The sequence below is a fragment of the Mycobacterium sp. 29Ha genome (genome assembly GCF_032883055.1).
Lineage (GTDB): Bacteria > Actinomycetota > Actinomycetes > Mycobacteriales > Mycobacteriaceae > Mycobacterium > Mycobacterium gallinarum.
Window position 1 is genome coordinate 32463 of the sequence record NZ_JAMQTI010000027.1, and the last position, 25872, is coordinate 58334.

A 25872-nucleotide genomic window follows, 5' to 3' on the forward strand; every position below is an offset into this window, starting at 1 on the left:
ACATGGCTGACTACGACCCCCAGCCCGGCCGATCTTCGGATCCGGAGCCCGATTTATCTGCCGCCCAACGCGAAGCGGACGATGTCGACCTGTATGCCGGCCTTCGAGGGGTCGCCGGACTGGTGGCCGGGGCCCGCGGGGTGATCGACCTCCTTGGCGACGTGGCCGAGTTCGCGGCCCGGGCGATTCCCGGTGCCGACGGCGCGGGCGTCACGGTGATCGATATGTCCGGAGACAAACCCTCGATCAAGACGTGGGCGGTCACCGCGCAGTTCATCGAAGACATCGACAAGTTGCAGTACGTCGACCACCGAGAGGGGCCGTGCATCACGTGCATGCAGACGCGGCGGCCCACGGTCAGCGGATCGTTGGGAAGTGACAAGCGGTGGCCGCGCTTCGGCGGCGGCGTCGCCCGGATGGGTGTGCATTCCGCGCTGGCCCTGCCGTTGCTGGTCGGCGATCAGCTGATCGGCGCCATCAACACCTATGCCCGTAGCCGCGACGCGTTCGGCGAGCACGCCGTGGAGCTGGGCTCGCAGTTCGCCGCGTCCGCGGCGGTGTCGGTCCACAACGGGCAGCTGCTCGACCGCGCCCAGGAGCGGACGAAACAATTGCAGACCGCGTTGGGCAGCCGCGCGGTGATAGATCAGGCTATCGGAATCATCCGATCCCGCTCCGGAGTCGGCGCCGAGGAAGCGTTCGACCGTCTCGTGCGGATGAGCCAAGCCGAGAATGTCAAGCTCCACATCCTGGCCGAGCGGATGGTCGATGAGGCGGTGCGGCGCGCCATAGCGCGGCACCGCGACTGAGTTACGTTGCTGGCGTAACGAATTCAGCGATGGCAGAGACCAGCACCGGGCGCGCCTGCCGGTCGGTCATCACGCGCTGCGCGACGTCGGTCAGATGCTCGCCATTGCCGCGGGCATAGGCGCGCAGCAGCCTGAAGGCCTCCTCGACGGAGACATCGAGAGTCTCGCGCAGAAATCCCTTGGCCTGCTCGACGATGACGCGGCGCGCGAGCGCGGAGCGCAGCTGCGGGACCACTGTCGACGGCGTTGGCGCGTGCTCCTGCAAGACGGCCACGCAGGCGATGTGCGCGAGCGTCTGCGCGACGAGGCGGTCCGCGTCGCTGAGTTCGCCCGTGTGGGAGCCGAACAGCCCCAGTGCGCCCAGCACGATGCCCGCCGCCCGCATCGGCACGGCGTGCACCGAGGCGAAGCCGGCGTCGAGTGCAGCGGGCACGAAGCGTGGCCAGCGCTGTTCGGCGGCCCGGATGTCCGCGACCGACACGGGTTCGCCGGTGGAGTAGCAGTCGACGCAGGGACCCTCGTCGGCCTGCAACTGGAAGAGCTCCAACTCGCGGGCCTCCTCGGTCGTGGCGGCCAGCAGACGCAGTCGGTCAAGCGGGTCGGCGAGCAGGAAGCCGGCGGCTGCGACGTCGAGCAGCTCGGCACTCCGTTCGGTGAGTTCGGTCAGCAAGTCCACGACGTCGAAGTCCTCGAGAAGGCTGTCGACGAGCGAAACAACCGCGTCCAGGACGCGGGTTTTACGAGGGGTTTCGGTCATTTCACACTCCGTCCCTGGGTGGGCGCATCAGTCGGCCTCTAGCCTGAGTTTGCGATCGAGGATGTCGCGCGCGACATCGGTGGCACTGCGGCCGGTGGCGTACGCGTGGGCGCGCAGGCGCAACAGCGCCTCGGCGGGATCGACCTCGAGCTGTGCGACGAGCATGCCGGTCGCCTGGCTAACCTCGGCGCGCGAGAGAGTGTGCAGTTCGGCCCAGACATTGCTGGCGGGGTCTGCGGCGGCGGCTTGCAGGTCAGCGTCGAGGAGGTCGAGCAGCGGGATCCCGGCCAGCTCGGCAGCGACGACGGCGCCCGTGAGCTGCTCGTCTTCCAGACCGCCGGGTTGGGTTCGGAAGAGGTCGAGGGCGCCGACATACTCACCGGCAACGACGACGGGCATCGCGAACACGCCGCGGATCTGCAGGTCCACCATTGCGGGGCCGTAGACGGGCCAGCGCACATCGTCGGGGTCCGCAAGGTCCAGGGCGAGGACAGGCGCGCGCCGGGCCACCGACTCCAGGCACGGACCTTCTCCGAGCAGGAACTGCAATTCGTCGTAGGTGCGCGCGTGCTCACCGCTGGATCCCAGCGTTCCGGTGTTGGCGCCATCGAATACCAGCGAGATCGCCGCCGCGTCGACGTCGAAGAGCACCACGCACGCCTCACACAGCCGATCGGCGGCATCCACCCCTCGCCGGCCGTCGACAGCGGCGAGCAACTGATCCTGGATCGCCACATCTAACCGAACAGCGGCGGGGCTACAGCGTTGCCCGCGGGTCGTGGCGAGTTCGTCATTCCTTCAGCGTCCTCTCCAGAGGAAATCGTGAGAGCAGCGGGGTCGTCATACGACGCGCCGTCGGCATCGGTGCGCGGAAGTCGGTCGGGGAACGCCAGCGTGTGGATTGTGCGCAGCACCTGAAAGTATTGGCGCACAATAGATCCGGTGGTGTAGGGCAAATCGTACTTTTCGCACAGTCCCTGCACGCGCACCGCGATCTGCGGGAGGCGGTTACTGGGCAGGTCGGGGAACAGATGATGCTCGATCTGGTAGCACAGATTCCCGCTCGAGAAGGCAAGCAGCGGGCCGGCCCTGAAATTCGCGGCACCCAGCATCTGGCGCAGGTACCACTCGCCTTTGGTTTCCCGATCCAGTATGTCGGCGGTGAACTTCTCTGCGCCATCGGGAAAGTGACCGCAGAAGATCACCACATACGCCCAGAGGTTGCGCAGTAGGTTGGCCGCCGTGTTGGCGGCCAGGGTTCTGCGCCAGCGGGATCGGCTCAACGCCGGGAAGAATACGTAGTCCTTGAGTGATTGCCGGGCGATCTTGCCGACGAACGCGCGCCTGGCCGCGCCGACCTTGGCGGCATCCGGAGCCAGCCGATCACGCTCCGAATGGATACCGTGCAGTCCGATCCCCCACTCGAAGATGCTGGCCAACAACAGATTACGAAGCGGTTGAAACAGATGTTCGGGCTTCCAGGCTTGGTCGCGGGTCATCCGTATCACGCCGAAGCCGAGATCGTCGTCCACCCCGACGACGTTGCTGAACACGTGGTGGCGGTAGTTGTGCGAGTACCTCCACTGCGACGACACACCGACCATGTCCCACTCCCACGTGCTCGAGTGGATCTCCGGGTCATTCATCCAATCCCATTGACCATGGCCGACGTTGTGGGCGATCTCCATGTTCTCGACGCTCTTCGCGAAGGCCAGCGATGCGGTTCCCAGCAGCCAACCCGCCCTTGACCGAGAGCAGGCGATGATCAGGCGCGCGGCGACGTCCAGCGTCCGTTGCAATTTGATGGTGCGTCGGATATAGGCCGCGTCGCGTTCGCCGAGTGACTCTTCGACGTCGCTGCGGATGGCGTCGAGCTCACGAGCGAGCGCATCGACATCTGCGTCGCTTAGATGCGCGTACGCGGCAACATCGGCAATTGCCATTACTAGAGTCCCCGTGGAGCCGGCTGCGAATCAGGTCTGGGCTCCTGAGCGAACCCCGAGAATGCGGACGAGCGGTCGAAATCGAGCTAGACGACGGTTGCGCGTCGGCGTAAGCACAGCCTACCCCTTCGAGACCTCCGGTAATCGCGCGTCCAAGGGGTAGGGTTTGAGCATCGGGACCATTCAGGCCCCCACTACCAAGGGGCATCGATGTCTGATAAATCTCCTCGACAAGCCATGGCGAAGAAGTCCGGCAAGTCATTGAAAGAGAAACGCGCGGCGAAGCACCAGAAGGCGGCGGCCAAGGCGTCGTCTGCCGAGGCCTTGTTCCATGACAAGAAGCGCTGAAGGTCAACCGCTTTCGCTTGGAATTCTCGCTCGCTCGCGTAAACCGAACGAGCGCAGATTGCCGATTCATCCGGCACATTTCGACCGGATTGACCGCCGGCTGGCGCAGCGCATCTTTCTGGAGCATGGCTACGGCTCCGATTTCGGCGCCACGGACGACGAACTCGCCGCCCTTGTCGGTGGAATCGGCACCCGCGAGCAATTGATCGCCGATTGTGACGTCATTCTGTTGCCCAAAGTCCAATCGGAAGACTTGGCCGAACTCAACGCGGGCCAGGTTGTGTGGGGCTGGCCCCACTGTGTGCAGGACGCCGAGCTGACCCAGATCGCCATCGATTCGCGGTTGACGCTGATCGCGTTCGAGGCGATGAATCACTGGCAGTCCGACGGCGGCTTCGGCCTGCACGTCTTCCACAAGAACAACGAGCTGGCGGGCTACTGCTCGGTCCTGCACGCGATGCAATCCGTGGGCGTCACCGGCAGCTACGGCCGGCGGCTGCGGGCGACCGTCATCGGGTTCGGTGCGACCGCACGCGGCGCCGTTACCGCGCTCAACTCCCACGGCGTCGACGACGTCCGTGTGCTGACCAACCGGGACGTCGCCGCCGTCGGGTCGCCGATCCACTCCACCCAGATCATCCAGATGATCCCCGATCCGGACGCACCCGAGAAGATTCTGGCGGACACCCCTGAGGGGGTCGTTCCGGTGGCCGAACTGCTCGCCGGCAACGACATCGTCGTCAACTGTGTCCTCCAGGATCCCAACGCACCGCTGGTCTTCGTCACCGAGAAAGACCTGGCCGACTTCACTGCGGGCAGTCTCATCGTCGACGTCTCCTGTGACGTGGGCATGGGTTTCAGCTGGGCGGCGCCGACGTCGTTCACCGAGCCGATGATCGAGGTCGCGAACCGCATCCACTACTACGCCGTCGACCACAGCCCGTCGTATCTGTGGAACTCGGCGACCTGGGAGATCAGCGAGGCGTTGCTGCCTCACCTCGACACGCTGCTGGCCGGGCCGGCGGCGTGGGAGGAGTCTCCGACGATCGCTCGCGCGATCGAAATCCGCGAGGGTGTCGTCCTCAACCCCGCGATTCTGTCGTTCCAGCACCGCGACGGTGCCTATCCGCACGCGATACGCGCAGCCCGCTCCGCGATTTGACGCGCGGTCAGGCCAAGACGGGTGTTCCGGCGGTGACCTGTAGCGCCAGCGCCACGTACGCGGCGGCGACCACCGGCCACGCCACCTCCGGCGCCCGTTGACGAACCTCGGCCGCCATGGCACCGGCCAGCCGCGGCTGCGTGATGATCTGGCGCAGCGCCGCCGCGAGTGCAACGCCGTCGTTGTGCTCGACGACGATCCCCGCCCCGCTGCTCAGCAGCTCGATGGCATGCGGAAATGCCGTCGCCACAATGGGTCTGCCATTCGCGACCGCGTCGACGAGCACACCGGAGCTCACCTGTTCCGTGGAGTCGTAGGGCACCACGACCACAGAGGCCTGCTGAATCAGTTCGGCCAGGCTCGATTTGTCGTAATAGCGGGGGTCGAACGACACCGAATCGGCCACACCGAGTCGCCTGGCCTGCTCGATGCGCGCATCACGATACGTCTCGGCTTCAGCCTCCGGGATGCCGGGATCCATGGGGCCGGCAATGACATAACGCGGCCGGCCGGGGACATCGCCCAGCGAAGGCATTGCGTCGATGACCCGTTCGATGCCCTTACCCGGACCCAGCAGACCCCACGTCAGGATGGTGGGTCTACTCGGGCGCTTCACCCGGGGGGCGGTCGGCAAGGTCGCGCCGTGCGGGATCATGCTCACCTTTTGGCGGTCGACGGCATACGTGTGATTCAGCCGTTGCCGTGCCGTTTCCGACATCACCACCACGTGGTCCGCGGCGGCGGTGATCGCTTCGAGGACCGAACGCTGCTGCGATGTAGGGGCTTTCGGAACCGTGTGGACGACGACGATCGAGGGAACCTGTAGACCGTTGACGATCTGGACCATGTCCTGGCCGGTCGTGCCGTCTTGGTATTGCAGGATCGCGACGTCGACCTGCCCGACGAGCGAGTCGTCAGCCACCCAGCCGGCGCTGGACCCATCGATGCTCAAGGCGTCGACTAGACCTGCGGCGAACCTCGCAAGCCCGCATGGTGGGGACGTGTGGGTGTCGACGATCCCGAATCGGACGGTGCGCGAGATTTGTTGCGGCGCAGCATAAGGAAGAATCGGCTCATAGTCAGGTAGAGCAGTCAAGGCAGTCCAGACTTCGCGGTCAGTACCGGCATGTCCGGCGTGAGCGGTTGCTCGGCGGATCAGCGAGGATCGGCTGAAACATTCCCGGACTGGCTGGGCTCCCAACACTTCGACGCTACACCCTGACCGGGGATTATTCGGTATTCCGCGACGACATCGCAGGTCAGCGGGATGGCCCGAGCGGCCACGGCCGGCGACTCAGTCGAACGCCGACCGTGTCCAATCCCGGCATGTTTAAGGTGCGCGGTTTTCAGGAACTACCCCCGTCACGAGTGTGGTGTAGAACACAGCTGCAGCGATGGAGTCGCCCCATGACCACGGACAGCCCGGCCAAACAGACCGATGTCGACAAAGCGCTCCTCGGCAGCGCAACGTATCGAAGCCTCGGCGAGCAGAAGCTTTCCCCCAAGGAGGAACGGTTCGAGAAAGGCCGACGGACCGTCGGCCTTTTCCTCGCTCCGCTCCTGACGGTCGCCTTTCTTGTTCTTCCCATCGACCTCCCTCGTGAGCAGCAGGTCCTTGGGGCGGTGTTGCTGGGTGTCATTGCGCTGTGGATCAGCGAAGCGATCCCGATCCCCGTCGGCGGTCTGCTCGGCGTCGCCGTGGCCGTGTTTCTCGGCGTCGCCCCGGTCGACGACGTGCTCGGTCCGTTCGGGTCTTCGACGATCTTCACCTTCATCGGCGCGTTCATCCTGGCGCAGGCAATGCTCAAACACGGTCTCGCACGGCGGTTCGCGTTCCGCATTCTGTCGCTGCCGGGTGTCGGCCGCTCCACCACCGGCGTGATCCTCGCGTTCGGCGCGATCACCTGCCTGCTGTCGGCATTCGTCTCCAACACCGCGACCGTGGCGATGCTGCTGCCAACGGCGATCGGCATCCTCGCGGTCATCGCCAAACTTCTGCAGAAGCGCGGTGACGTCGAGCCCGACTTCGATCCGCAACGGCTGCGGGTCGGCTCGGCGATCATGCTGATGCTCGCCTACGGCGCCAGTGTCGGCGGCTTGCTGACCCCGGTTGGCAGCCCGCCCAACCTGATTGGCCGCGGCTTGATCGAGGAGGCCACCGGGGAGCGGATCAGCTTCGGGCAGTGGATGGTGATGGCAATACCGATCTGCCTGGTCATGTTCGCGCTGCTGGCGCTCATCTTGTTGCGGCTGAACAAGCCCGAAATCAAACGGATCGACGGCGTCGCCGAGTACGTCGCGGAGGAGCGCGAGAAGTTGGGTTCACTCTCACGCGCGGAGAAGAACACGCTCATCGCGTTCGGCATCACCGTCACGCTGTGGATCCTGCCTGGCGTCGTCGCGCTGATCTCCGGTACCGAGTCGAGCGCGTACGAATTCGTCAGCGACCGCCTCGACGAGGGCGTGGTCGCGGTATTCGGTGCGGCGCTGCTGTTCCTGCTGCCGACCGACTGGAAGGACCGCGAGTTCACGCTGCGTTGGAGTGACGCCGCCGAAATCGACTGGGGCACCATCATTCTCTTCGGCTGCGGCATCATCTTCGGGTCGCTGATCAGCTCGACCGGGTTGGCCGAAACCATCGGTACCTCGATCGACGACGCGCTGGGCCTGTCGAGCATCGTCCCGATCACGATCTTCGCGGTGATCCTGGCGATCATCGTCTCCGAGACGACGAGCAATACGGCGTCGGCGGCGGTGGTGGTGCCGATCATCATCCCGGTGGCGATGGCCGCCGGCGTCAACCCGTTCGTGCCTGCGCTGGCGGCGACGTTCGCGGCGTCCTTCGGGTTCATGTTGCCGGTCTCGACACCGCAGAACGCGATCGTCTACGGCTCCGGCGTCGTGAAGATCACCACGATGATCCGGTCCGGCATCACGTTCGACATCGCGGGCGCGATCCTCATCATCATCCTGTTGCCGATCATGGTCGGCCTGCTTGGACTTGGCACATGACGACGCCGGCCGAGCCGGCCATGCAGACCGTCGCCGTGATCCCGGGCGACGGGATCGGACCCGAGGTCATCACGTCGGCCCGCGCGGTGCTCGACACGGTCGGCGCCAAACACGGAATCAAACTGTCCTACACGGACTTCGACTGGTCATGCGAGCGCTATACCCAGACCGGCGCGATGATGCCCGAGGATGCCATCGAGACGCTGAGGAGGTTCGACGCGATCCTACTCGGCGCGGTCGGCTGGCCGGGAGTACCGGACCACGTGTCGCTGTGGGGGCTGCTGATCCCGATCCGGCGGGCGTTCCGCCAGTACGTCAACCTGCGCCCGATCAAGGTGTTCGACGGCGTCGAAAGTCCGCTGCGGGCACCGGGTCACGTGGACTTCGTGGTGGTGCGCGAGAACGTCGAGGGCGAGTACAGCGAGATCGGCGGACGGCTCAACCGCGGGTTCCCCGAGGAAATGGCCGTGCAGGAGTCGGTTTTCACCCGTCTCGGGGTCAGCCGGATCGCCGACTATGCCTTCGAGTTGGCGCGGTCGCGGCGCGGGTACGTCACGTCGGCGACGAAGTCGAACGGGATCGTGCACACGCTGCCGTTCTGGGACGAGGTGGTCGCCGAGCGCGCGGCGCAGTTTCCGGATGTTCGGATGGACAGCGAGCACATCGACGCGTTGGCCGCGAAGTTCGTGTTGCAGCCGCAACGCTTCGACGTGGTGGTCGGGTCGAACCTGTTCGGCGACATCCTGTCTGACCTCGCCGCAGCCGTCGCGGGGTCGATCGGGATCGCACCGTCGGGCAATCTGGATCCGACCAAGGAGTACCCGTCGATGTTCGAACCGGTGCACGGTTCGGCGCCCGACATCGCGGGCCGTGGGATCGCCAACCCCATTGGCGCGGTGTGGTCGGCGGTGTTGATGCTCGAGCATCTGGGGCATTCCGACGCGGCACGTGAAGTGATGGCGGCGATCGAGGCGACGTTGGCCAAGCCGGAGACGCGCACCGGTGATCTCGGCGGATCCGCGTCGACAGTCGAGGTGACCGAGGCACTCGTCGCGCAGTTGCGGTGAGCATGTGGGCCGAAACTGAAGTCATGCAGGAAAAACCCCCCGAAATCCCGGCACAACCTCAGCTTCGAGCCATCTCCATTTCGTGGAGAAGTTCTGACATCGGGACGGTCGCGAAACCGATAGCCGCATCTCCGATTCCGTAGGGCACGACCAGGGTTCCGGCGTGCACGAGTGCGCCACACGAGTAGACGACATTCGGAACATAGCCGTTCTGCTCGTCGGCACTCGGGCTCAGTAGAGGCTGTCGGAGCCGACCGATGATTCGCGACGGATTCTCCAGATCGAGCAATATCGCTCCGATCCGGTATGTGCGCATCGGCCCGACGCCGTGAGTGAGCACCAACCACCCCGCGTCGGTTTCGATGGGCGGCCCGCAGTTTCCGAGTTGCAGGGCCTCCCATGCCTGGGTCGGGTGCTGACAGGGTACGGAGTCGGCCCAGATGAGCGGGGAGTCCGAGTACGCAAACGAATTCGATTCGCGGTCAGACCTCGACATGGCAGCGAATTGACCGCGGAAGCGGCGGGGAAACAGCGCCAAACCCTTGTTGGCGGCGGCATGGCCGACCAATGGCGAGGTGGTGAACGATGCGAAATCCTTCGTCGCGAGCAACTGCTGGCTGATTTCCGTCCCGCTGTATGCCGTGTAGGTCGCGTAGAAGGTGACCGACCCGTCGTCGTCGACGAACCGGACAAAGCGCGCGTCCTCCATACCCCCGGCCTCGGCACCCATCGCAGGCCATAGAATCCGCTCGGCGAGCGGAATGCCCTCGGCGAAGTCGATGCCGTATGTGCGGTCGGCGATCGTCCGAATGCGCGAAATCGTCTCGGCCGCATGACCACGCGTCTTCCGATGCTTCTGAAGTCTGTCGAGCTGTTCTTCGAGATCGTTGCGTGTGAACCGGTCGCCGAGCGCGTTGAGGACGTAATCAGCGCCTTCGCCGGCATCGTGCAGACGAGAGAGCTCGGTACGCAAGACCGCAGCGTCGAGCAGCGCCGGCACCATCTCGCCCGCACTGGCGAACGGAGCCGAAGCATCGATCGTCACCGCACCCGTGGCATCGATGAGGCCCGTCCGAAAACCGATCGACGATACGTGCCCCTCCCCGATACCGCGCACACTCATCACGAATCTCAGGCTGCCGACCGGTGTGTCCGACTGGTCCGGGTGAGCGACCATGCTGGGATTGCACAGGGCCGCCCCTTCGATGGCGTACTCGCTCGTGAACGTCGCACCCAGCAACATCATTCGTGCTTCGGACAGTTCGCGTGCGTCCAGCCGATCGGCAAGTTCACGGGCATGCGCACGAAAGACGCCGATCAGGTCGCGGTGACGCCAACCGAAGCGCGTGACGACATCGTCCAGCGACGCGCGGACGTCGTTCTCGTCCAGCGCAAGGATGCGCCTCAGCACCGCGCCCGCGCGGGAGTCCTGATGCTCGAAACCCTCCTGCCCGGGGACGAACAATTTGGTGATGACCCGCGACGTATCGGCTGCGAGTCGAAGCGGGCTGCGTGTCACGAGCCCGACCTGAACCGAAGTCATTGCGGCACTGCAGAAAAGCGTTGTGCGTGCTGCAACGTCGAGAGAACAGCAAGCGTGGACTCCGCGCCCTGGTTGCGGTTCACCGCGTCGGCGTGCAAGCCGTCGAATCCGCCACCGGTCTCGGGGTCCCACATCAGCTGCCCCGCGTCGTTGGCACCCTGGAACCACGCCGCCGCGGCACGGACGCCGTCCGGCCACATCGCGTCGCTGTCGACGGTGGCCGCACGGGCGCAGGCATCGGCGAGCGTGGACACCTCGATCGGCTGCTGATCGAACGCGGGCCCTTTCTCACCGGGCCCTCTGCCTGCCACCGGAGTGACCGAGAGCTGACCGTCGATCGTTTCCACGTCGAGCAGCCAGGCCAGCAGATCCAGCCCGCGTTGCCGCAGTGACCCGTCCTCGAGCACGGCGCCCGCGGCGATCATCGCCTCGGGGAGGACCGCGTTCGCGTAGGTGAGTCGCGGCTCGGGCCACGGCCACGCCGGGTCCCCGTTCGGTTCGGCGAGCGAGGCCGCGTAATCAATGATCAGTAGCCGCGCCGCGCGATTCTCGGGATCGAACGCCAGCATCTCGGCGGCGCCCAGCGCCGCGAACGCCATCGCGCGTGGCCACGGCGACCGCTCCTGCGCACCGCGCTCGAACTGCATGATCGCCGATTGTCGGGCCCAGACGACGTCACTGTGCGCGGCGGCGGTTCCCAGACCCCACAGGCAGCGCCCCCAAGCGTCCTCCACGGCGGGTTCGTCCGTCCACTTGCCCTTGCTGTCCATCCGGTTGCGACAGGCGCCGGTGAGAGCCTGCGCTTCGCCGAGAAACCGCACTGCCGTACCGGCGACACCATTGAGGGTGCGTTCCAGCCCGGGCTGTCGAGTGGTGACCACCAGCACCCGCGCCATGTCGTCGGTGCAATAGCCGTGCACGGGATCGGGCTCGGCTAACTGCGCATGCTCGAACGTGCCGCGATGGTCTGTCATTCGCTCGAGGTGGTCGAACACCGGGGTCGGGATGGGGGCGGTCATACGAACGCCGGCCGTTCAGCGAGCACGCGGTGGGCCAGATGCAGATAGGCGCCGGCGACCACTCGCCACGACATCGTCGGCGCGAGTCGACGGGCCTCCGCGGCCATGGAGCCTGCCACGCGAGGGTCGGTGATGACCTGGCGCAGCGCCAGCGCGAGTGCCTCGGGATCGCTGTGGTCGACGACGATTCCCGCCCCGCTGGCCAGCAGCTCGTTGGCGTGGGGGAAGGCCGTGGCGACGACGGGCCGGCCACTGGCGATGGCGTCCACCAGCACGCCGGAGGTGACCTGATCGGTGGAGTCGTAGGGCAGCACCACCACGCTTGCGGACTGAGCGAGAGCGCTCAGCGACGCGACGTCGCGATAGTCGGAGTCGAAGAAGACGGAGTCGGCCAGCCCGCTGCGACGTGCCTGCTCGATACATCCGTTGCGGTACGCCTCGCCCTGTGCGACAAGCACTTTGGGATGCGTCTGCCCGGCGACGAGGTACCGCGGGCGGCCGGAAAGGTGCGCAAGTGAACCCATCGCGCCGATCACCCTCTCGATACCCTTACCCGGACCCAAGAGACCCCAGGTCAGCAAGGTGGGTCTGCCCGCCTGCTTCACCGCAGCGGCCGTCGGGACAGCCGCGCCGTGCGGAATGGTGATGATCTTCCGCCGGTCGACGTTGAAGGTCAGGCACAGTCGTTGACTGGCCGCCTCCGACATCACGACCACGCGATCCGCTGCTGCGGTGACGGCCTCGAGCACTGAGCGCTGGTGTGCCGTCGGCTCTTTCAGCACAGTGTGAGCGACCACGATCGACGGTACGCGCAGGCCCTCGATGACGTCGACGACATCGTCACCGTCGACACCGCCGTAGATGCCGTACTCATGCTGAATGATCGCGACGTCGCTTTGGTTGAGCAATTCCGAAGCTGCGGAGACAGATGCCGGTGAGTCGGCGATGAGCTCACCCACGACGCGGGCGCTCGAAGACGACGATCCGTCGGCCACCCGCACCACGCTGACCTCGGCGCCATCGGCGGTCAATCCTTTGGCCAGTGCCGCACTGAAGGTGGCGAGTCCGCACGCAGTCGGCGGATACGTGGTGAGAATTCCGAAGCGCGCCGGATCGGAAAGTGATCGCTCGACAACGGAATTAGTCAATGAAGGAAGAGTCGTTAGGGGTTTCAAGTTGATCCAGACGTGCGGTTGGTACCTGTGTAGCCGGGCGTGAGCGGTTGCTCGGCGAGATCAGCGGATGACGGCTGTCCCATTCCGGAGTGGCTGGGTTCCCAACACCTTTGACGGTACACCTGTTCGTCTGGCCGCCGGATCGACCGCTGCGGTGCTCAACCCCAGAAACGGCCTGTCTTCCAGGTCTTCTGGTCACCATCGACTTCTGTCCACGCACCCGGCGCGTACTGGTAGGCCTGTTTGGAGCCGCCGCGGATGACGTCGAGCGTCCCGTTGTCGTGCTTGACGTAGGTGTCGCCGAACCGCATGTATTCGTCGGTTCCGCCGTCGGGGAGTGTCACGGTGACTGTCATGGTCGTTGCGTCAGCGCATCTTCTCGGGAATCGAGGTCAACACCTTGAGGATGTCTACAGCCAGGTCGGCTGCATCTTTGTCATCGAGCTTGGTGCGAGCCATGATGGTGTCTTTGACGAGGTCGACACGAATGTCGTAGGGCGTTCGAAACATTGTCGGTGAAGTCATCACATCTTCCTTGTCTGTTCGGCATGACGGTCGGTCATGAGGAGAAGCCCGTCGACAGTTGACTTGTCGTGCGGTGTCGCGGCGGCCATCAGCGTGGCGTGCGCCTCGTCCGGGTCGGAGTCCGCGGGAACGACGAGTAAGGCAATCCTGCCCCCGCCGCTGAAGCCGAGAACTTCGATCGTGTGGGCCGGCTGACGCTGGTAGCCGTCCAGTCGAACCGCTCGCCCGCCGGCGGAGAGTTTCCTGGGCGGCGGCACCCATTCATTGACGTTGAACAACACCCGGTCAATGGGGCCAAGTCGAACGGAGAGCACTGCCAGCAGATCAGGCAGTTGTGTGGCGAGGTCGTCGCTGTGCGGCCACCACGCGCCGTCTACGTATCCGCTTATGCGGCCCTTGGGCTTCAAGCGCAATCGGGGCGTGTGTTCCGGAGAAGAGCGCGGCGCAGTGGTGACGCCGGTGGGCAAAGGTTGGTTCAGCGTCATTGCGACGCTCCCGTCTTGACCGAGAATCGGCCGGATACTGCGAATCGACGACGACACGACCTTGAACGATCATATGACGAGATACCGCCGATCCCCCAAGCATACGCTCTTAAATTATTTGGGGCGCAATCATTTTCCGCCTCGCCTCTGGGCCAGGTGCTGTTGACATCGGTGCTGATCAGGCGTGTACTGGGAGTCTACTTCGCGATGAGTGGTGCCGTAGGCGCCAGCGAACCAAGGGGTCGACATCGCAACCAACGCAATTATTTTGATGGCAGTGACCGCAGTTGCACTGCTCATCGTCGCCGTCGCGTTCATGATCGTGATCGCCAAGACGTGGAAAACGCATTGCCGTGGAGAAAGTCTTTCGATCGACGATCTGGTCGCTGAAGACGCGCTACGCCGGCAGAAAGCCCCCGCGACCGTCAACCATTCAGCGGGATCGTCACGTGCAACGTCGTGCCCGACCCTTGTGCACTCACGATCTCCAACCGGCCCGACACCGCCTCGACCCGGTCCTTGAGCCCGATCAACCCCGACCCGCCGCCGATCGTCGCTCCTCCGACGCCGTCGTCACTGATCGTCATGCGAAGCTCGACATCGTCAGACGATGCGTGTAACTGAACCTCCGACGCCTGGGCGTGCTTCGCGGTGTTCGTCAGCGCTTCGGCGACAACGTAGTACGCCGCCACCTCAATCGTTTCGGCCAGTCGGCGGTCCACGTCGGCGTCCAGCGCGACGGGCACCGCAGATCGTCGGGCCAACGTCTTGATCGCCGGTCCCAGCCCACCTCGCGAGAGGATCGCCGGATGGATGCCGCGCGAGATCTCTTGCAGCTGTTCATGTATTTCCATCAGGTCCGCGACTGCCCTGTCGATGCCCTCGCGCGTCGACCCGTGCTCGGAAGCCTCCAACGCCCGCAGTTGCAGGCCGAGTGACACGATCCGCTGCTGCGCTCCGTCGTGCAGATCGCGCTCGAAGCCCCGGCGCGCCTCGTCGGCCGCGGCGACGATGCGGGTACGTGAGGCCTTGAGCGCGGCGCGGTTCTCCGCGTTGTAGATCGCCGTCGCGATCAGATCGGCGAAGTCGGACACCTGGTCTTCGGTTCCCGTCGGTAATGGTTGCGCGACAATCGAACCCACCATCAGGGCGGCGCGAACCTCGCCGTCGACCACGACGGGAGCACCCACACCGGAGCACACGTTCAGCCCGCGCATCCGGTCGGCGATAGGGCCCTCCGCGGCGCTGTAGTCGTCGATGCGCGCCGGCGTGCCGGTATCGACGATCTGTGCGCTCAGGCTGTGCCCGTCGAGCGAAAACCGTTCGCCCACAGTCATTGCCATGCGGTCCGGGCTGTCACGGGTGGCGAGCACGACGCCGACGTCGTCCTCGTCGTAGCCCACGAGTGTGACATGCTCGACGCCGAGTCCGCGCGCCAGCTCGGCTACCGCGACCCGATACACCTCGGACGGCTCGGCGCCGCGTGCCACCAACGTCGCGACGGCGCGCAGCGCGGCTTGCTGGGTGGCCAGTGCGGTCACCTCGCCGGTGATCTCCTGGCGATCACGGGTGGCCGCCATCAACGCCTCGAGCGACGGGACCATCCGTTCGACGCGCCGATGCCCCGCGGCGGGCAGGTCCGACGGCACCACCAAAGTCCCCACCACATCACCGCCGTCGCGCAGCGCGATGGCCGCGCGTTCGTCGTCGCCGGGCACGTCTGACGGATCCAGTACGGCGAACGGCAGATCGAGTGCGTCGGCGATGCGGCGGCCGGCGGCGTCCAGTGCGGCATTGAGGTCCTCGGCACGCAGCGTCGAGCGTGCGAGTTCGGCCGAGAGGTCGGCTTCCAGCCGGCGCTGCTCGGCCTCGAGTGCACGAAGTCGAGCCTGTCCCACCAACACGTTGGCCAGCAGCGCCAAACTGAGGAACACCAGGACTGCCGGGACGAAGCTGTCGGCCCCCTCGCTGTGGATGTAGACGTAGACCGCGGCACTGGCCAGCGACGTCGCGACGGCAAGGCCGAAGCCCCAGCCGGCGGACACCACCAGCACGCCGAGCAGGAAGACGGCGCCGAAAGCGTTCTCCGGCGCGACTCTTTTCAGCTGGACGACCAGCAGCCATTCGACGGCGATGAACGCAGCCCCCACGAGCACGCCGAGCCAGAGCGCCGGCGCGGTCGGCCGTACCACCAGCGCCAGGAACCGGCGGTAGAGCGTTTGCCATCGGGTGGCCGTCGGAGGGCCCACCCCGCCGATCGTAGTGACGAAACCCCAGCTACCACAGCACGGCGATGGCGGCCGCGACGAATGACAACACTCCGACGGTGACGAACAGCGGACGCGGCACGGGCGCTCCGGAGCGCTTCTGCCGGGCGCTGCCCATACCGAGCACGCCGCCGATCACGATGAGGATGACGAGCTTGATGCCGATCTTCGGGTAGTTCAAGTCGATGCCCGCGGGCCATGGCGCGGCCAGTGCCAATCCGGTGAGCAGCGACAGCAGCAGCCCGTAGTCCATGACCCGGGTGAAGCTGAACCGCCTGGCGACTGCCTCGGTGACCCACGCGCCGAAGGTGACGGCGAAGCCGACGATGTGCAGCAGTACAACTACGTCACGTAGTAGTTCCATGTCGGCAGCCTACGTCAGGGCGGGCGTACCGTGCCCCTGTGTATGTCGACGCGATGATCACGCCGCAGCCGTTGCAGAAGATCGGGGCGCTCGCCGCCCGCACAGAAGCGGCCGGGTTCTCCGGGTTGTTGTTCACCGAGACCGGCCGGACCGCGTATCTGAATGCGGCGGTGGCTTCGCAGGCCGCGCCGGGCCTTGACCTGTCGACGGGTGTGGCGGTGGCGTTCCCCCGCAGCCCGTTCGTCACGGCGGCTGCGGCGTGGGAACTGCAAGAGGCGACGGGCGGTAAGTTCCGGCTCGGACTGGGCACGCAGGTGCGCACGCATGTGGTGCGGCGCTACGGCGCGGAGTTCGAGCGTCCCGGTCCGCGGCTGCGCGATTACGTACGGGCAGTCAAGGCGTGCTTCAACGCATTCCGGACAGGCCGGCTGGACCACCACGGCGACTTCTACGACATGGACTTCATCACGCCGCAGTGGAGCGCGGGACCGATCGGCGCGCCGGATCCGAAAGTCGACATCGCGGCGGTCAATCCGTGGATGCTGCGCATGGCCGGCGAGGTGGCCGACGGCGTGCACGTGCATCCGCTGGGCGAGCCGGGCTACATCACGCGGCATGTGGTGCCGAATATCGCTGAGGGCGCGGCGAAGTCGGGCCGGTCAGCGTCGGACGTCGCGGTGATCGTGCCGGTCATGACGATCGTCGGGGACAGCGACGAGGAACGGGATCGTGAGCGCGAACTGGTCCGCACGAGCATGAGCTTCTATGGGAGCACACCGAACTACGCGTTCATCTGGGACGAGGCAGGGTTCGAGGGAACGACGGCGCGGATCCGCGAGAAGCAGAAGGCCGGCGATTTCAAGGGCATGGCCGCGCAGATCACCGACGAGCACATCGCTCAGTTCGCGACGGAGTCGACGTGGGACGGGCTGGCCGACGCCGTGGTTTCGAAGTACAGGGAGCGCGCGACGCGCATCGTGCTGTACAACGCTTTGGCCGATGAGGACCGCATCGAGCGCTACGGCGAAGTGTCACGACGGATCTCATCCCGATAACAGACTGATCACTGCCGAGCGCGGGAGCGCAAGAGTATGCAGCGGGGTTGTTAGTTTCGCGCCGTGGTGGAGGGATTCGCGCGTCGTGTCGGCAGGCTGGTCGTCTGTGCCCTGATGATGGCTGCGGCTCTGATGGTCGTTCCGTCGCCGCAGTCCTCGGCCTATTCGCGCGACGGCCTGCCGGTCGAGACGCTGATGGTGCCGTCGCCGTCGATGGGCCGCGACATCAAGGTCCAGTTCCAGGGCGGTGGGCCGCATTCGGTGTATCTGCTCGACGGCCTTCGCGCGCAGGAGGACTTCAACGGCTGGGACATCAACACCGCGGCCTTCGAGTGGTTCTACGAATCCGGTGTGTCGGTCGTGATGCCCGTCGGCGGGCAGTCGAGTTTCTACAGCGACTGGTACGCGCCGGCGCGAGGCTTCAACGGAACGGTCACCTACAAATGGGAGACGTTCCTGACCAACGAGCTGCCGAGCTGGCTGATGGCCAACAAAGGACAGGATCCGCGCGGCAATGCGGTTGTGGGGCTGTCGATGTCGGGTGGCGCCGCCCTGACATTGGCCGCATGGCATCCGCAGCAGTTCTTCTTCGCCGCGTCCCTGTCGGGATACCTGAACCCGTCGAAAGGTATGTGGCCGACCTTGATCGGCTTCGCGATGATGGACGCCGGCGGCTTCAAGGCCGCCGACATGTGGGGGCCGCCGAACAACCCTGCGTGGCAGCGAAATGACCCGATGCTCAACATCAATCGACTGGTGGCCAACCGTACGGCGATCTGGGTGTACTGCGGCAACGGCACGAGCTCCGACCTCGACGCCGGCGGTGGTGGTTTCGGAACGCAGTTCAGCGCGTCGTACCTGGAGAACATCACGCTGAGTACGAACAAGGAGTTCCAGGAGAAGTACCAGGCCGCGGGCGGCCGCAATGCGGTGTTCAACTTCCCGCCGAACGGCACGCACAGCTGGGGCTATTGGGGTGCGCAGCTGCAGCAGATGAAGCCGGACATCCTGCGCATCATCAACACCCCGACTCCCCCACCGCCTGCACCGTTGCCTGCGGTGCCGGGTGCGGTCCCAGGCGTCGCGGCGGTGCCCGCAGTCGTACCGGCGCGGTAGTTACTACACTTCGCAATTACTAGGCCGTCTTTGTTCTAACTGGCACGTCAACCCGTGTTTGTACCTATTGACGGTCGTTGTAACAAATTTGCTGTTGCTCCGCACTGCCCTATTGACACACTGTTCAATTAGGCGTATGTCTAATAAGCGAACGCGTTGGTTCGGGGCCGGCGCGACGGACAGCTGGGGTGTGCCATGGATGTTGATTACTGCGTCGTGGGTGCCGGGTTCGGCGGACTGACCGCGGCGTTGCGCTTGAAGCAGGCGGGGCATTCGGTCGCGCTGCTGGAGGCGCGCGACCGGGTGGGCGGCCGCACGTGGACCGAGACTCGAGACGACGGGTTGTGGATCGATCGGGGCGGCGCGTGGATCGGGCCGGGCCAAGACGCCATCTATGCGCTGATGAAGGAGTTCGGCATCCCGAGCTACAAGCAGTACACCGACGGCGAGGCGATGATGTACGTCGACGGGAAGGCGTACAAGTACAAGGGCACGATCCCGTTGTCGATGAGCCCGTGGGCGGTGGCGAACATCGGCAAGGTCTTCCTCGAGCTGACCTCGATGTGCAAGTCGATTCCGCCGGAGGCCCCGTGGGATGCGCCGAAGGCGAAGAAGTGGGATCAGACCACATGGGCGGAGTGGCTGGACCGCAATACGCTGTCCAAGCCCGCTCACCAGTTACTCGATTATTCGGTCTCCGGGCTGTATACCTCTGCAGCATCGGAGATTTCGCTGCTGTTCGTGTTGTATCAAATGGCCTCGGCCGGCGGGCCGAGCTTTGTGCTCGGCGTCAAGGATGGGGCCGAGGATGAGCGGCCGGTCGGCGGGATGGGCGCGATCCATCGCGCGATTGCCGCCGAGCTGGGCGATGTGATTCATCTGTCGCAGCCGGTGCGCAGCGTCACCCAGGACGACGGCGGCGTCACGGTCCGGTCCGACGACATGGTGGTCCGGGCACGTCGGGCGATCGTTGCCGTGCCGGTGAGCATCGTGTCCCAAATCATCTTCGAGCCAATGCTTCCCGTGGATCGAGCGTTCCTGCAGCAACGGATGCCGTCGGGCGCGGTGTACAAGATCGCGGTGATCTACGACGAACCGTTCTGGCGGGCCGACGGCCTGTCGGGTCAGTCGTTCGCGCCGGGATCGATGGCGAACTTGACGATCGACTCCTGCACAGACAAGGGGACACCCGGGAGCCTGACGGTCATCACCGAAGGACCCGTCGCACGCGAGATGACGAAACTCAGTGAGGCAGAACGTCGGCAAGCGGTGCTCGCGGCGGTGGCCGAGCGGTTCGGCGACAAGGCGCTGACGCCGGTCGACTACGTCGAGCAGAACTGGACGATCGAGCGGTATTCGGGCGGCGGCATGATTGCGCACACACCGCCGGGTGTGTTGACGGAGTTTGGCCCGGCGCTTCGGGAGCCGTGCGGGCGGATCCACTGGGCGGGCACGGAGAGCTCGGCGCGCATGTACGGGTTCATCGATGGGGCGGTCCGCTCCGGTGAGCGCGCGGCCGTCGAGGTGATGGAGCACGACAAGGCGATGACGTCGGCCTGATTCGGCTTTCCTGCGTCAAGGACTTCGCGGCTCAGCGAGACCATATGTGGTTGGTGCCAAGCTCAGAGCGACAAAGTCGCTGACATTGTTCGCGACGGTAGTAGTTGAGCGACAAAGTCGCTATGAGGTTGGCACACAGTCATATTGGTCCTCAACCGGGAGTCCATTATCACGGGCAAAGTCGACGCGGCTCAACCCAACTCATGAGGTCCGATCGGAATGACGATCACGGTGATGTTGTCGTGACCGCCGGCCTGCAATGCGTGATCGATCAGCGCGCGGGCGGCCTCGTCCGGTGCCGTTCCGTTGCAGAACTGAGCGATGTCGGCGGCCTCGGGCAGGTAGTTGTGCAGTCCGTCCGAGCACAGCACCAGGACGCCCCGGTCGGCGGTGGTCATCGTATAAACGCTTGATTCGTCCCATTCCCGATCGGCATCGCGACCGAACCACCGGGTCAGGGTGTGCTCCCCGCGCAGCACGGCGGGCGAGTCGGCCGGTATGCCCGCCGAGATCAATTGCTGCGCAACGGTGTCGTCGACGGTCAGACGTTGCGGCTGCGCGGGCGGCTCGGGGAGCCAGTACACCCTGCTGTCCCCGACGTTGGCGATCGCGATCTGCACCTGTCCACCCTCGGCCGGAACGACGACGGCAGCTGTGTAGGTGCATGAGGCAGGGCTGAATCCTTCGGGCGACGTGGATTCCGCGGCCGCCTTCGCTCCATCAGCGAGTCCGGCCACCATCACCGACGGGATGTCGCGGGATGCGGCCAGTGCCTTCAGCATTGCGTCGACGCCTGCCGCCGACGCGGCCCTCGACGCATTCTGCGCGTCGGCGGAGGTGGAGACACCGTCGCACACCACGGCGGCGATCGCGCGCGGCCGGTCCCCCGCGCTGTTGAGCACGATTCCCGCTGCGCCGGCGTCTTCGTTGCGCGTGTGCTCGATGCCGCGGTCGGTGAGCAGCACAATCGCCCCGAGCTGATTCTCATCGCGATCCGGCTCCTGGCCATCGGCGCCCGGAGCTGACCTGGGCACCGCGAGTTGTCGGATCGCCGTCAATGCGGCACCGCAGTTCTCACAGACTCCCTCCGCGGGACCTGCATGCGTCCCGCACGTCGTACACGTCGACACTGCACCCCTCACATACTCGCCCGACGATGAACAGCTTTGCACGGCCGGCCCGGAAACGAGCCGAATGGAGATCCTCGGAAACTCATGCGAGCACGCTCGGCCGGAAGAGATCGAACGATCGCTGCTCCGATCCGGCGGCGATGCGGCCCGCGCGGGAGCGTTCGGCGATGTGCGCACCGACGATGGCGTCGACGAGAGTCGCACCGTCGACGTCGGAGCGAAACGACCCGTCGGCCGTGGCTTCTTCGATGACTGACTCCAGTTTGGCCCGCTGACGAGCGAGGATGCGGCGGAAGATCTTGGTGAAGTCGGGGTCGTCGTCGGTGAGCAGGGATGCCAGGCCGCCGAAGCCGATTCCATCGTCGATGACCTTGACCGCTTCGTGGATGAGCCACCGCAATCGATCCGGTGCCTTGGCGTCGTCGGCGAGCGGTCCGGGAGTGGCGATTCCCGTCAACGCGGCGGACAGCATCTCGCGCCGATCGCGGTGCCGGCGATAGATCGTCGTCTTGGCGATGCCCGAGCGCGCCGCCACCGCCTCGACCGTCACCGAGCGCGCGCCTTTGGTGCGGAGCAGCGCCAAGGTGGCGTCGGCAATGCGTTCGTCCGTGGTCCGGCGCTGCGGCATCAAGCCCTCCTGGTGGCCGGGAATAAGTGTCGTCGTCGAAACGCTACACTAAGCGTAGCGCTACGATACGCGTAGCGTTTTGTATCGGGTAAAGGTGAGAGTGATGATGAAGGTGTTGGGTCGCGTTTCTCCGACGAATGTGGCCTATGTGTTGTTCCTGTTGACGTTCGTCGCCCTTGGAACGTTCGTCTACTCACTTGCCGCCGCGAGTCCGCTGGCCGGGGTCATCGGCGCCGTCTTGGTCGTGCTGATGGTCGCGACGGTCGCGGGCTTCCGCATCGGTGCCCGCAAGCGCGCGGCATCCAATGACAGCGGCATCGACATCGACGGTGCGAACATCTGGGAGCGGCCCTTGCGGCGCGAGCAGATCGACCGGTATCTCCAGAGCTACCGTCCCGTGCGAGAAAACCGGCTTGCGGCTGTCCCCGCCGGCGCGGTGGCGGAGTGGACGGATCGACGCGCGGCCTGAGCCTCGCTGTTCGCGATAGTCCGAGCCTGCGGGTTTCGTTATCTGGCTAGGCATCTCGGACACACCGTCACCAACGACGAATGTGACCGAACGGCGTGGGATTCGCGGTCATACTGACGACGCGTCCGCGCTATCGGGGGGTCCTGTGATCTGGCTTCTGCAATTGCCCGCTGCCGTGCTCGGGTTCTGCGCGGTGACGTTCGTCGTCGCGGCGTCGGTGGGTGGGTTGATCGTCTTTCGAAAAGCGGTGTCCCACACCCGCCTCGAGGCGGCGAGCGGGATGTCGGGCGATGTATTCCAGCTCGCAGGCGTGCTCTACGCAGTGCTGGTCGCCTTCGTCGTGGTCGTCGTATGGGAACAGTTCGGCGAAGCCGAGGACGCGACCGCCGCGGAGGCCAGCGCGATCGCCGACCTTCTTCGGGACTCCACGGCGATTCCTCCGGAGTACCGGCTCGAGGTGCGGCAGCGACTCGTCGCGTACACCGAAGACGTGATCAACGACGAACTACCTCGGATGCGGCGAGGCGAGACCATCGAGGAGGAGTCCGAGCACATGTCCGCCCTCTGGTCGACCTTCCTCAAGGTAGAGCCGCAGAGCCGCAACGAGATCGCCTTCTTCGACCACGACATCGTGAAGTTGAACGACCTGAGCCACAACCGCAAGCTTCGGGTGTCGACGGGCGAGTCGGCGGTCCCCGGCGAACTGTGGGTACTGCTGCTCGGCGGCGGTGCGGTCGTGATGGCCTTCACGTTCCTGTTCGGGACCCGCGACTTGCTCATCCACGCTGTGGCGGTCGGCCTGACCGCGGGCCTGATGGGCTTCGTGATGTATCTGATCTTCGCGCTCGAGCATCCCTTCGTCGGCGCGCTGTCGGTCAGTCCCGACCCCTATGTCAACGTGCTCGAGATCTGGCGGGAAGACCAGCCGCAGAACTAGCCGATGAGTTTCGGCGGGCCAGGTGGTCTCCTTGGGTATGACGCGAACCAACCTGTCGATGTCGATCTCGGCGGACGGCTATGTCGCCGGACCCGACCAGAGCGAGGAGAACCCCCTCGGAGTGGGTGGGATCAAGGTGCATGGTTGGCATATCGGGCCGGCCAGCGATCACCCCGTGAACCGACAGGTGATGTCGGAGATGCTCGACGGCATGGGGGCAACGATCATGGGCCGCAACATGTTCGGGCCCATCCGTGGCGAGTGGGCGGATTCGGACTGGAAAGGGTGGTGGGGCGACGAGCCGCCCTACCACTGCCCGGTCTTCGTCCTCACCCACTACGCACACGAGCCCATCGAGATGAAAGGCGGCACCACCTTCCACTTCGTGACAGACGGAATCGAAGCTGCCTACGCACAAGCTCAGGCGGCGGCCGGCGACCGGGACATCTCGATCGCCGGTGGCGCATCCTGCGCGCGGCAGGCGATCAAGGCCGGGCTGGTCGACGAGATCGACCTGCAGGTGTCGCCGGTGATCCTCGGTTCCGGCGAGCGCCTGTTCGACGGCTTCGAAGCGGGCGTCCCCGAGCTGCAACTCGTTCGCGTCCTCCATGCGCCAGGCGTGGCGCACCTTCGCTACGCCGTGGCCCGGTGAGCCAGCGACGCTAACGCGGCGGCGGTAGTTCCCGGGAGCCGCGGTGCCCACGCACTGCACGGGTGCTTCCCCCGGCGAGTTCGGCCCGATCCTCGCCCTTCACCACGGCGGGTGACACCTGTTCGGCACCGCCGAGACTGGGTCCGCGGTCATCGCGCTCGACCGTCGTCGCATGCCGCGTGCCCGCCGCATCCGCAACGAATCCGCGTTCTGCTGCAACGTCTTCGGTCTCCTCCATGTGAGCTTTCACCCTGTGGGTGCGTCGCATGGAGATGTGAATCTCCTCGGTCTCCTCGAAGATCTGCCGCACGCCCCGCAGCGGCTTGGTGGTGGTGTCGATCGCGTTGATGAGGATCGGCGGCACCAGCGGGCGAATCCAGCGCGCGGCGGCCCGGGTGACGTCCGGAATGGCCGGGATCAGCGGACGTCCGGACCGCTCCACCGCGCCGTCGCCCTCTGGGGCGCTCTCGTGTGTGTCCACCACCGCCGGCAACTCGGCCGGTAAGAGGCTGGCCGCTTCGGCCTCGGCGGCGATCGGTAGGAACACATCCTCAATCGCGGCCTGGGGTATGCGCTCCGATCGTGCGGTCACCGCCGGCTTGGTCGCCTCGATCACCCGGCGGCGTTGCTGCTCGCGATCGATCTCGAGCTGGGCCTCGACGGCCATGCGGGCACTGGCCAGCTGCTGTTCGGCCCACATGTTGTCGATGGCTGCGCGCACCTCAGCGCGCTTCACCGCGATCGCGGTGTCGGCGTGGAGTTCCGCTGTATCCCGCTCGACATCGGCGGCAACAACGCGATCCTGCGACGTCTCGCCCCGCCACAGTTTGAGGATCAGGGGCAGCAAGCTGAGCAGGACGAAGAATCCGTCGACGAGCAGGCGCATGACGAGAGCACCCGAATCGGCCAGCGTGTGGTCGTTCATCGCGACCCATCGAGCGCCCAGCCCGCGATCCGTATCGGCCATCGCGTCCTGCCGGGCCTGCGCCAGCGCCCGCTCGCCATCGGCAATCTGGGCATCGAGCACGGCTGCCTGCCGGTCCCGCTCGGCCAACGCGGAGTCGAGCGTCCGCTGGGCATCGGCGAGATAGTCGTTCGCCGTGCGGGTTTCAGGTCCGGCGCCGGGAACGCCGGTAATCGTGATTTGCGGGCAGTCGGGCCGGGGGTTGAACTCACAACGGGCGACCACCAGGGCCTCCTGACGTCGTTGCACGGCCTGCTCCACAGCTTCGTCGAGCCCGCCGCGGGCCATGTGGGTCCGGTCCAGGTCGTCCGCGGCTTGCGATGCGGCCGGGGTGGACTCGGCGGTGCGCGCCGCCTGCTCGCCGAGCAGCCGATCGATCGATCCGGAGAACACGACGACGGCAGCGAGTTCGCCGACCACGAGCCCGACGGCGAACAGGACGGCAGCACGTCCCACGACATCGGAGCCACGACGAATCGCGCCCGAGGCGATCGTGCGGCTCACCGCACCGACCAGCAGCCCAAACCCTGCCGTCACAGCGACGACGGCCGCGACCGGCCAAGTCGTCGACTCGGTCAGGGCGACGGCCGCGACCAGCCAGGCGAGCATCGCGGCGAGCAGCACCACCGCCCCGGCACTGGCCAGGGTGGACCGCTCGTGGCGAGCGCCGACCTCGCGCCGCTCGCCGCCACCGAGCCAGACGAGCGCCGTGGTAATCGGGGCACGATCCTGCTCAGAAACCCTGTGGGTGGACATGGAAACTCCAAACATCTTTCGGGCTTTTCCAGGCGTGACAGATGCGCCGACGACAACCCTGTCGAGGGTGTGGAACCAGGCGGAACCCCCCGCGCATCGCATCATCACGCCGATGCGAATGCGTTGAAT

At 65.7% G+C, this 25872-nt stretch carries 26 protein-coding genes; 11 read left to right on the plus strand and 15 right to left on the minus strand.

The features are described 5' to 3' along the window. The first annotated feature begins 2 nt into the window (after window positions 1-2). Window positions 3-809: a GAF and ANTAR domain-containing protein gene (locus tag M1248_RS27185; protein WP_163735168.1), complete on the plus strand. Its 807-nt coding sequence runs from the start codon at window positions 3-5 to the stop codon at window positions 807-809. Between the two features lies 1 nt (window position 810). On the opposite strand, the gene M1248_RS27190 is transcribed toward M1248_RS27185, so the two are convergent. Genes M1248_RS27190 through M1248_RS27200 form a run of 3 tightly spaced genes read right to left on the minus strand, consistent with a single transcriptional unit; the run spans window position 811 to window position 3509 of the window. Continuing rightward, complete coding sequence (locus M1248_RS27190; protein ID WP_317150291.1) at window positions 811-1566, minus strand: GAF and ANTAR domain-containing protein; 756 nt, start codon at window positions 1564-1566, stop codon at window positions 811-813. Between the two features lie 27 nt (window positions 1567-1593). After that, the gene (locus M1248_RS27195) at window positions 1594-2301 is read right to left on the minus strand and encodes a GAF and ANTAR domain-containing protein (RefSeq protein WP_163735159.1); all 708 of its coding nucleotides are present in this window, start codon (window positions 2299-2301) and stop codon (window positions 1594-1596) included. 2 nt (window positions 2302-2303) lie between these two features. Next, window positions 2304-3509, minus strand: coding sequence for an acyl-CoA desaturase (locus M1248_RS27200; protein WP_317150292.1), 1206 nt, complete (start codon window positions 3507-3509; stop codon window positions 2304-2306). Between the two features lie 210 nt (window positions 3510-3719). On the opposite strand from M1248_RS27200, the gene M1248_RS27205 reads away from it, so the two are divergent. After that, entirely contained in the window at window positions 3720-3857 is a 138-nt protein-coding gene (locus tag M1248_RS27205; RefSeq protein ID WP_165799753.1) for a hypothetical protein, read from the plus strand. After that, window positions 3841-5019, plus strand: coding sequence for a N(5)-(carboxyethyl)ornithine synthase (locus M1248_RS27210; protein WP_163735153.1), 1179 nt, complete (start codon window positions 3841-3843; stop codon window positions 5017-5019). Before M1248_RS27205 ends, M1248_RS27210 begins: the two co-directional genes overlap by 17 nt. 7 nt (window positions 5020-5026) lie before the next feature. Here the strand turns inward: M1248_RS27210 and M1248_RS27215 are convergent, their stop codons facing one another. Next, window positions 5027-6061 carry a glycosyltransferase gene (locus M1248_RS27215; RefSeq protein ID WP_163738357.1) on the minus strand — a complete coding sequence of 345 codons (1035 nt, stop codon included), beginning with the start codon at window positions 6059-6061 and terminating at the stop codon, window positions 5027-5029. 365 nt (window positions 6062-6426) lie between these two features. Between M1248_RS27215 and M1248_RS27220 the strand changes: the two genes are divergently transcribed. Both M1248_RS27220 and M1248_RS27225 read left to right on the plus strand, forming a co-directional pair. Further along, window positions 6427-8031 (plus strand): DASS family sodium-coupled anion symporter, encoded by a 1605-nt coding sequence (locus M1248_RS27220; RefSeq protein ID WP_317150293.1) that lies wholly within the window; start codon window positions 6427-6429, stop codon window positions 8029-8031. Next, on the plus strand, window positions 8028-9098 hold the full coding sequence (locus M1248_RS27225; RefSeq protein WP_317150294.1) for a tartrate dehydrogenase: 1071 nt from the start codon (window positions 8028-8030) through the stop codon (window positions 9096-9098). Before M1248_RS27220 ends, M1248_RS27225 begins: the two co-directional genes overlap by 4 nt. Window positions 9099-9156: 58 nt before the next feature. On the opposite strand, the gene M1248_RS27230 is transcribed toward M1248_RS27225, so the two are convergent. The 8 genes from M1248_RS27230 to M1248_RS27265 form a co-directional block, all read right to left on the minus strand. Next, window positions 9157-10641, minus strand: coding sequence for a glycoside hydrolase family 130 protein (locus M1248_RS27230; protein ID WP_317150295.1), 1485 nt, complete (start codon window positions 10639-10641; stop codon window positions 9157-9159). Then, window positions 10638-11660: a glycosyltransferase gene (locus M1248_RS27235; protein ID WP_163735145.1), complete on the minus strand. Its 1023-nt coding sequence runs from the start codon at window positions 11658-11660 to the stop codon at window positions 10638-10640. Before M1248_RS27235 ends, M1248_RS27230 begins: the two co-directional genes overlap by 4 nt. After that, entirely contained in the window at window positions 11657-12808 is a 1152-nt protein-coding gene (locus M1248_RS27240; RefSeq protein ID WP_317150296.1) for a glycosyltransferase, read from the minus strand. Before M1248_RS27240 ends, M1248_RS27235 begins: the two co-directional genes overlap by 4 nt. Window positions 12809-12993: 185 nt before the next feature. Further along, window positions 12994-13191, minus strand: coding sequence for a hypothetical protein (locus M1248_RS27245; protein ID WP_163735139.1), 198 nt, complete (start codon window positions 13189-13191; stop codon window positions 12994-12996). Window positions 13192-13201: 10 nt separating this feature from the next. Continuing rightward, window positions 13202-13360: a DUF6307 family protein gene (locus M1248_RS27250; protein ID WP_174262176.1), complete on the minus strand. Its 159-nt coding sequence runs from the start codon at window positions 13358-13360 to the stop codon at window positions 13202-13204. After that, window positions 13360-13845 (minus strand): DUF5994 family protein, encoded by a 486-nt coding sequence (locus M1248_RS27255; protein WP_317150297.1) that lies wholly within the window; start codon window positions 13843-13845, stop codon window positions 13360-13362. The genes M1248_RS27250 and M1248_RS27255 overlap by 1 nt, the downstream gene beginning before the upstream one ends. 425 nt (window positions 13846-14270) lie before the next feature. After that, window positions 14271-16094 (minus strand): GAF domain-containing protein, encoded by a 1824-nt coding sequence (locus M1248_RS27260; RefSeq protein ID WP_317150298.1) that lies wholly within the window; start codon window positions 16092-16094, stop codon window positions 14271-14273. Between the two features lie 28 nt (window positions 16095-16122). Next, window positions 16123-16476 (minus strand): Fe-S protein, encoded by a 354-nt coding sequence (locus tag M1248_RS27265; protein ID WP_317150299.1) that lies wholly within the window; start codon window positions 16474-16476, stop codon window positions 16123-16125. Window positions 16477-16514: 38 nt separating this feature from the next. On the opposite strand from M1248_RS27265, the gene M1248_RS27270 reads away from it, so the two are divergent. The 3 genes from M1248_RS27270 to M1248_RS27280 all read left to right on the plus strand — a co-directional run bounded on the left by M1248_RS27270 (window position 16515) and on the right by M1248_RS27280 (window position 20207). Beyond that, window positions 16515-17531: a TIGR03617 family F420-dependent LLM class oxidoreductase gene (locus tag M1248_RS27270; RefSeq protein ID WP_410506735.1), complete on the plus strand. Its 1017-nt coding sequence runs from the start codon at window positions 16515-16517 to the stop codon at window positions 17529-17531. A gap of 114 nt (window positions 17532-17645) precedes the next feature. Next, window positions 17646-18647 (plus strand): alpha/beta hydrolase family protein, encoded by a 1002-nt coding sequence (locus M1248_RS27275; RefSeq protein WP_317150336.1) that lies wholly within the window; start codon window positions 17646-17648, stop codon window positions 18645-18647. Window positions 18648-18842: 195 nt separating this feature from the next. Then, window positions 18843-20207 carry a flavin monoamine oxidase family protein gene (locus M1248_RS27280; protein ID WP_163735126.1) on the plus strand — a complete coding sequence of 455 codons (1365 nt, stop codon included), beginning with the start codon at window positions 18843-18845 and terminating at the stop codon, window positions 20205-20207. A gap of 191 nt (window positions 20208-20398) precedes the next feature. Here the strand turns inward: M1248_RS27280 and M1248_RS27285 are convergent, their stop codons facing one another. Together M1248_RS27285 and M1248_RS27290 are read right to left on the minus strand one after the other, a co-directional pair. Beyond that, window positions 20399-21265, minus strand: coding sequence for a PP2C family protein-serine/threonine phosphatase (locus M1248_RS27285; RefSeq protein WP_317150300.1), 867 nt, complete (start codon window positions 21263-21265; stop codon window positions 20399-20401). Between the two features lie 154 nt (window positions 21266-21419). Next, the gene (locus M1248_RS27290; protein ID WP_163735123.1) at window positions 21420-21965 is read right to left on the minus strand and encodes a TetR/AcrR family transcriptional regulator; all 546 of its coding nucleotides are present in this window, start codon (window positions 21963-21965) and stop codon (window positions 21420-21422) included. A 103-nt stretch (window positions 21966-22068) separates the two neighbouring features. Here M1248_RS27290 and M1248_RS27295 point away from each other — a divergent pair, with 103 nt between their 5' ends. The 3 genes from M1248_RS27295 (at window position 22069) to M1248_RS27305 (ending at window position 24023) form a co-directional block, all read left to right on the plus strand. Beyond that, complete coding sequence (locus tag M1248_RS27295) at window positions 22069-22434, plus strand: hypothetical protein (RefSeq protein WP_317150301.1); 366 nt, start codon at window positions 22069-22071, stop codon at window positions 22432-22434. Window positions 22435-22579: 145 nt separating this feature from the next. Continuing rightward, window positions 22580-23371, plus strand: coding sequence for a DUF4239 domain-containing protein (locus M1248_RS27300; RefSeq protein ID WP_163735117.1), 792 nt, complete (start codon window positions 22580-22582; stop codon window positions 23369-23371). A 37-nt stretch (window positions 23372-23408) separates the two neighbouring features. Further along, window positions 23409-24023: a dihydrofolate reductase family protein gene (locus M1248_RS27305; protein WP_317150302.1), complete on the plus strand. Its 615-nt coding sequence runs from the start codon at window positions 23409-23411 to the stop codon at window positions 24021-24023. A gap of 10 nt (window positions 24024-24033) precedes the next feature. On the opposite strand, the gene M1248_RS27310 is transcribed toward M1248_RS27305, so the two are convergent. Then, a complete protein-coding gene (locus tag M1248_RS27310) occupies window positions 24034-25743 on the minus strand; it encodes a DUF4407 domain-containing protein (RefSeq protein WP_317150303.1) in 1710 nt (569 codons plus the stop codon). Between the last annotated feature and the right edge of the window lie 129 nt (window positions 25744-25872).

Excerpts from the sequence above, each read along its gene's own strand:
- M1248_RS27305 (WP_317150302.1), top strand. The coding sequence starts at position 23,409 with ATGACGCGAACCAACCTGTCGATGTCGATCTCGGCGGACGGCTATGTC.
- M1248_RS27275 (WP_317150336.1), top strand. The coding sequence starts at position 17,646 with ATGATGGCTGCGGCTCTGATGGTCGTTCCGTCGCCGCAGTCCTCGGCC.
- M1248_RS27250 (WP_174262176.1), bottom strand. The coding sequence starts at position 13,360 with ATGACTTCACCGACAATGTTTCGAACGCCCTACGACATTCGTGTCGAC.
- M1248_RS27210 (WP_163735153.1), top strand. The coding sequence starts at position 3,841 with ATGACAAGAAGCGCTGAAGGTCAACCGCTTTCGCTTGGAATTCTCGCT.
- M1248_RS27245 (WP_163735139.1), bottom strand. The coding sequence starts at position 13,191 with ATGACAGTCACCGTGACACTCCCCGACGGCGGAACCGACGAATACATG.
- M1248_RS27205 (WP_165799753.1), top strand. The coding sequence starts at position 3,720 with ATGTCTGATAAATCTCCTCGACAAGCCATGGCGAAGAAGTCCGGCAAG.
- M1248_RS27265 (WP_317150299.1), bottom strand. The coding sequence starts at position 16,476 with ATGGAACTACTACGTGACGTAGTTGTACTGCTGCACATCGTCGGCTTC.
- M1248_RS27310 (WP_317150303.1), bottom strand. The coding sequence starts at position 25,743 with ATGTCCACCCACAGGGTTTCTGAGCAGGATCGTGCCCCGATTACCACG.
- M1248_RS27225 (WP_317150294.1), top strand. The coding sequence starts at position 8,028 with ATGACGACGCCGGCCGAGCCGGCCATGCAGACCGTCGCCGTGATCCCG.
- M1248_RS27200 (WP_317150292.1), bottom strand. The coding sequence starts at position 3,509 with ATGGCAATTGCCGATGTTGCCGCGTACGCGCATCTAAGCGACGCAGAT.
- M1248_RS27255 (WP_317150297.1), bottom strand. The coding sequence starts at position 13,845 with ATGACGCTGAACCAACCTTTGCCCACCGGCGTCACCACTGCGCCGCGC.
- M1248_RS27235 (WP_163735145.1), bottom strand. The coding sequence starts at position 11,660 with ATGACCGCCCCCATCCCGACCCCGGTGTTCGACCACCTCGAGCGAATG.
- M1248_RS27220 (WP_317150293.1), top strand. The coding sequence starts at position 6,427 with ATGACCACGGACAGCCCGGCCAAACAGACCGATGTCGACAAAGCGCTC.
- M1248_RS27280 (WP_163735126.1), top strand. The coding sequence starts at position 18,843 with ATGGATGTTGATTACTGCGTCGTGGGTGCCGGGTTCGGCGGACTGACC.
- M1248_RS27295 (WP_317150301.1), top strand. The coding sequence starts at position 22,069 with ATGATGAAGGTGTTGGGTCGCGTTTCTCCGACGAATGTGGCCTATGTG.
- M1248_RS27190 (WP_317150291.1), bottom strand. The coding sequence starts at position 1,566 with ATGACCGAAACCCCTCGTAAAACCCGCGTCCTGGACGCGGTTGTTTCG.
- M1248_RS27290 (WP_163735123.1), bottom strand. The coding sequence starts at position 21,965 with ATGCCGCAGCGCCGGACCACGGACGAACGCATTGCCGACGCCACCTTG.
- M1248_RS27185 (WP_163735168.1), top strand. The coding sequence starts at position 3 with ATGGCTGACTACGACCCCCAGCCCGGCCGATCTTCGGATCCGGAGCCC.
- M1248_RS27230 (WP_317150295.1), bottom strand. The coding sequence starts at position 10,641 with ATGACTTCGGTTCAGGTCGGGCTCGTGACACGCAGCCCGCTTCGACTC.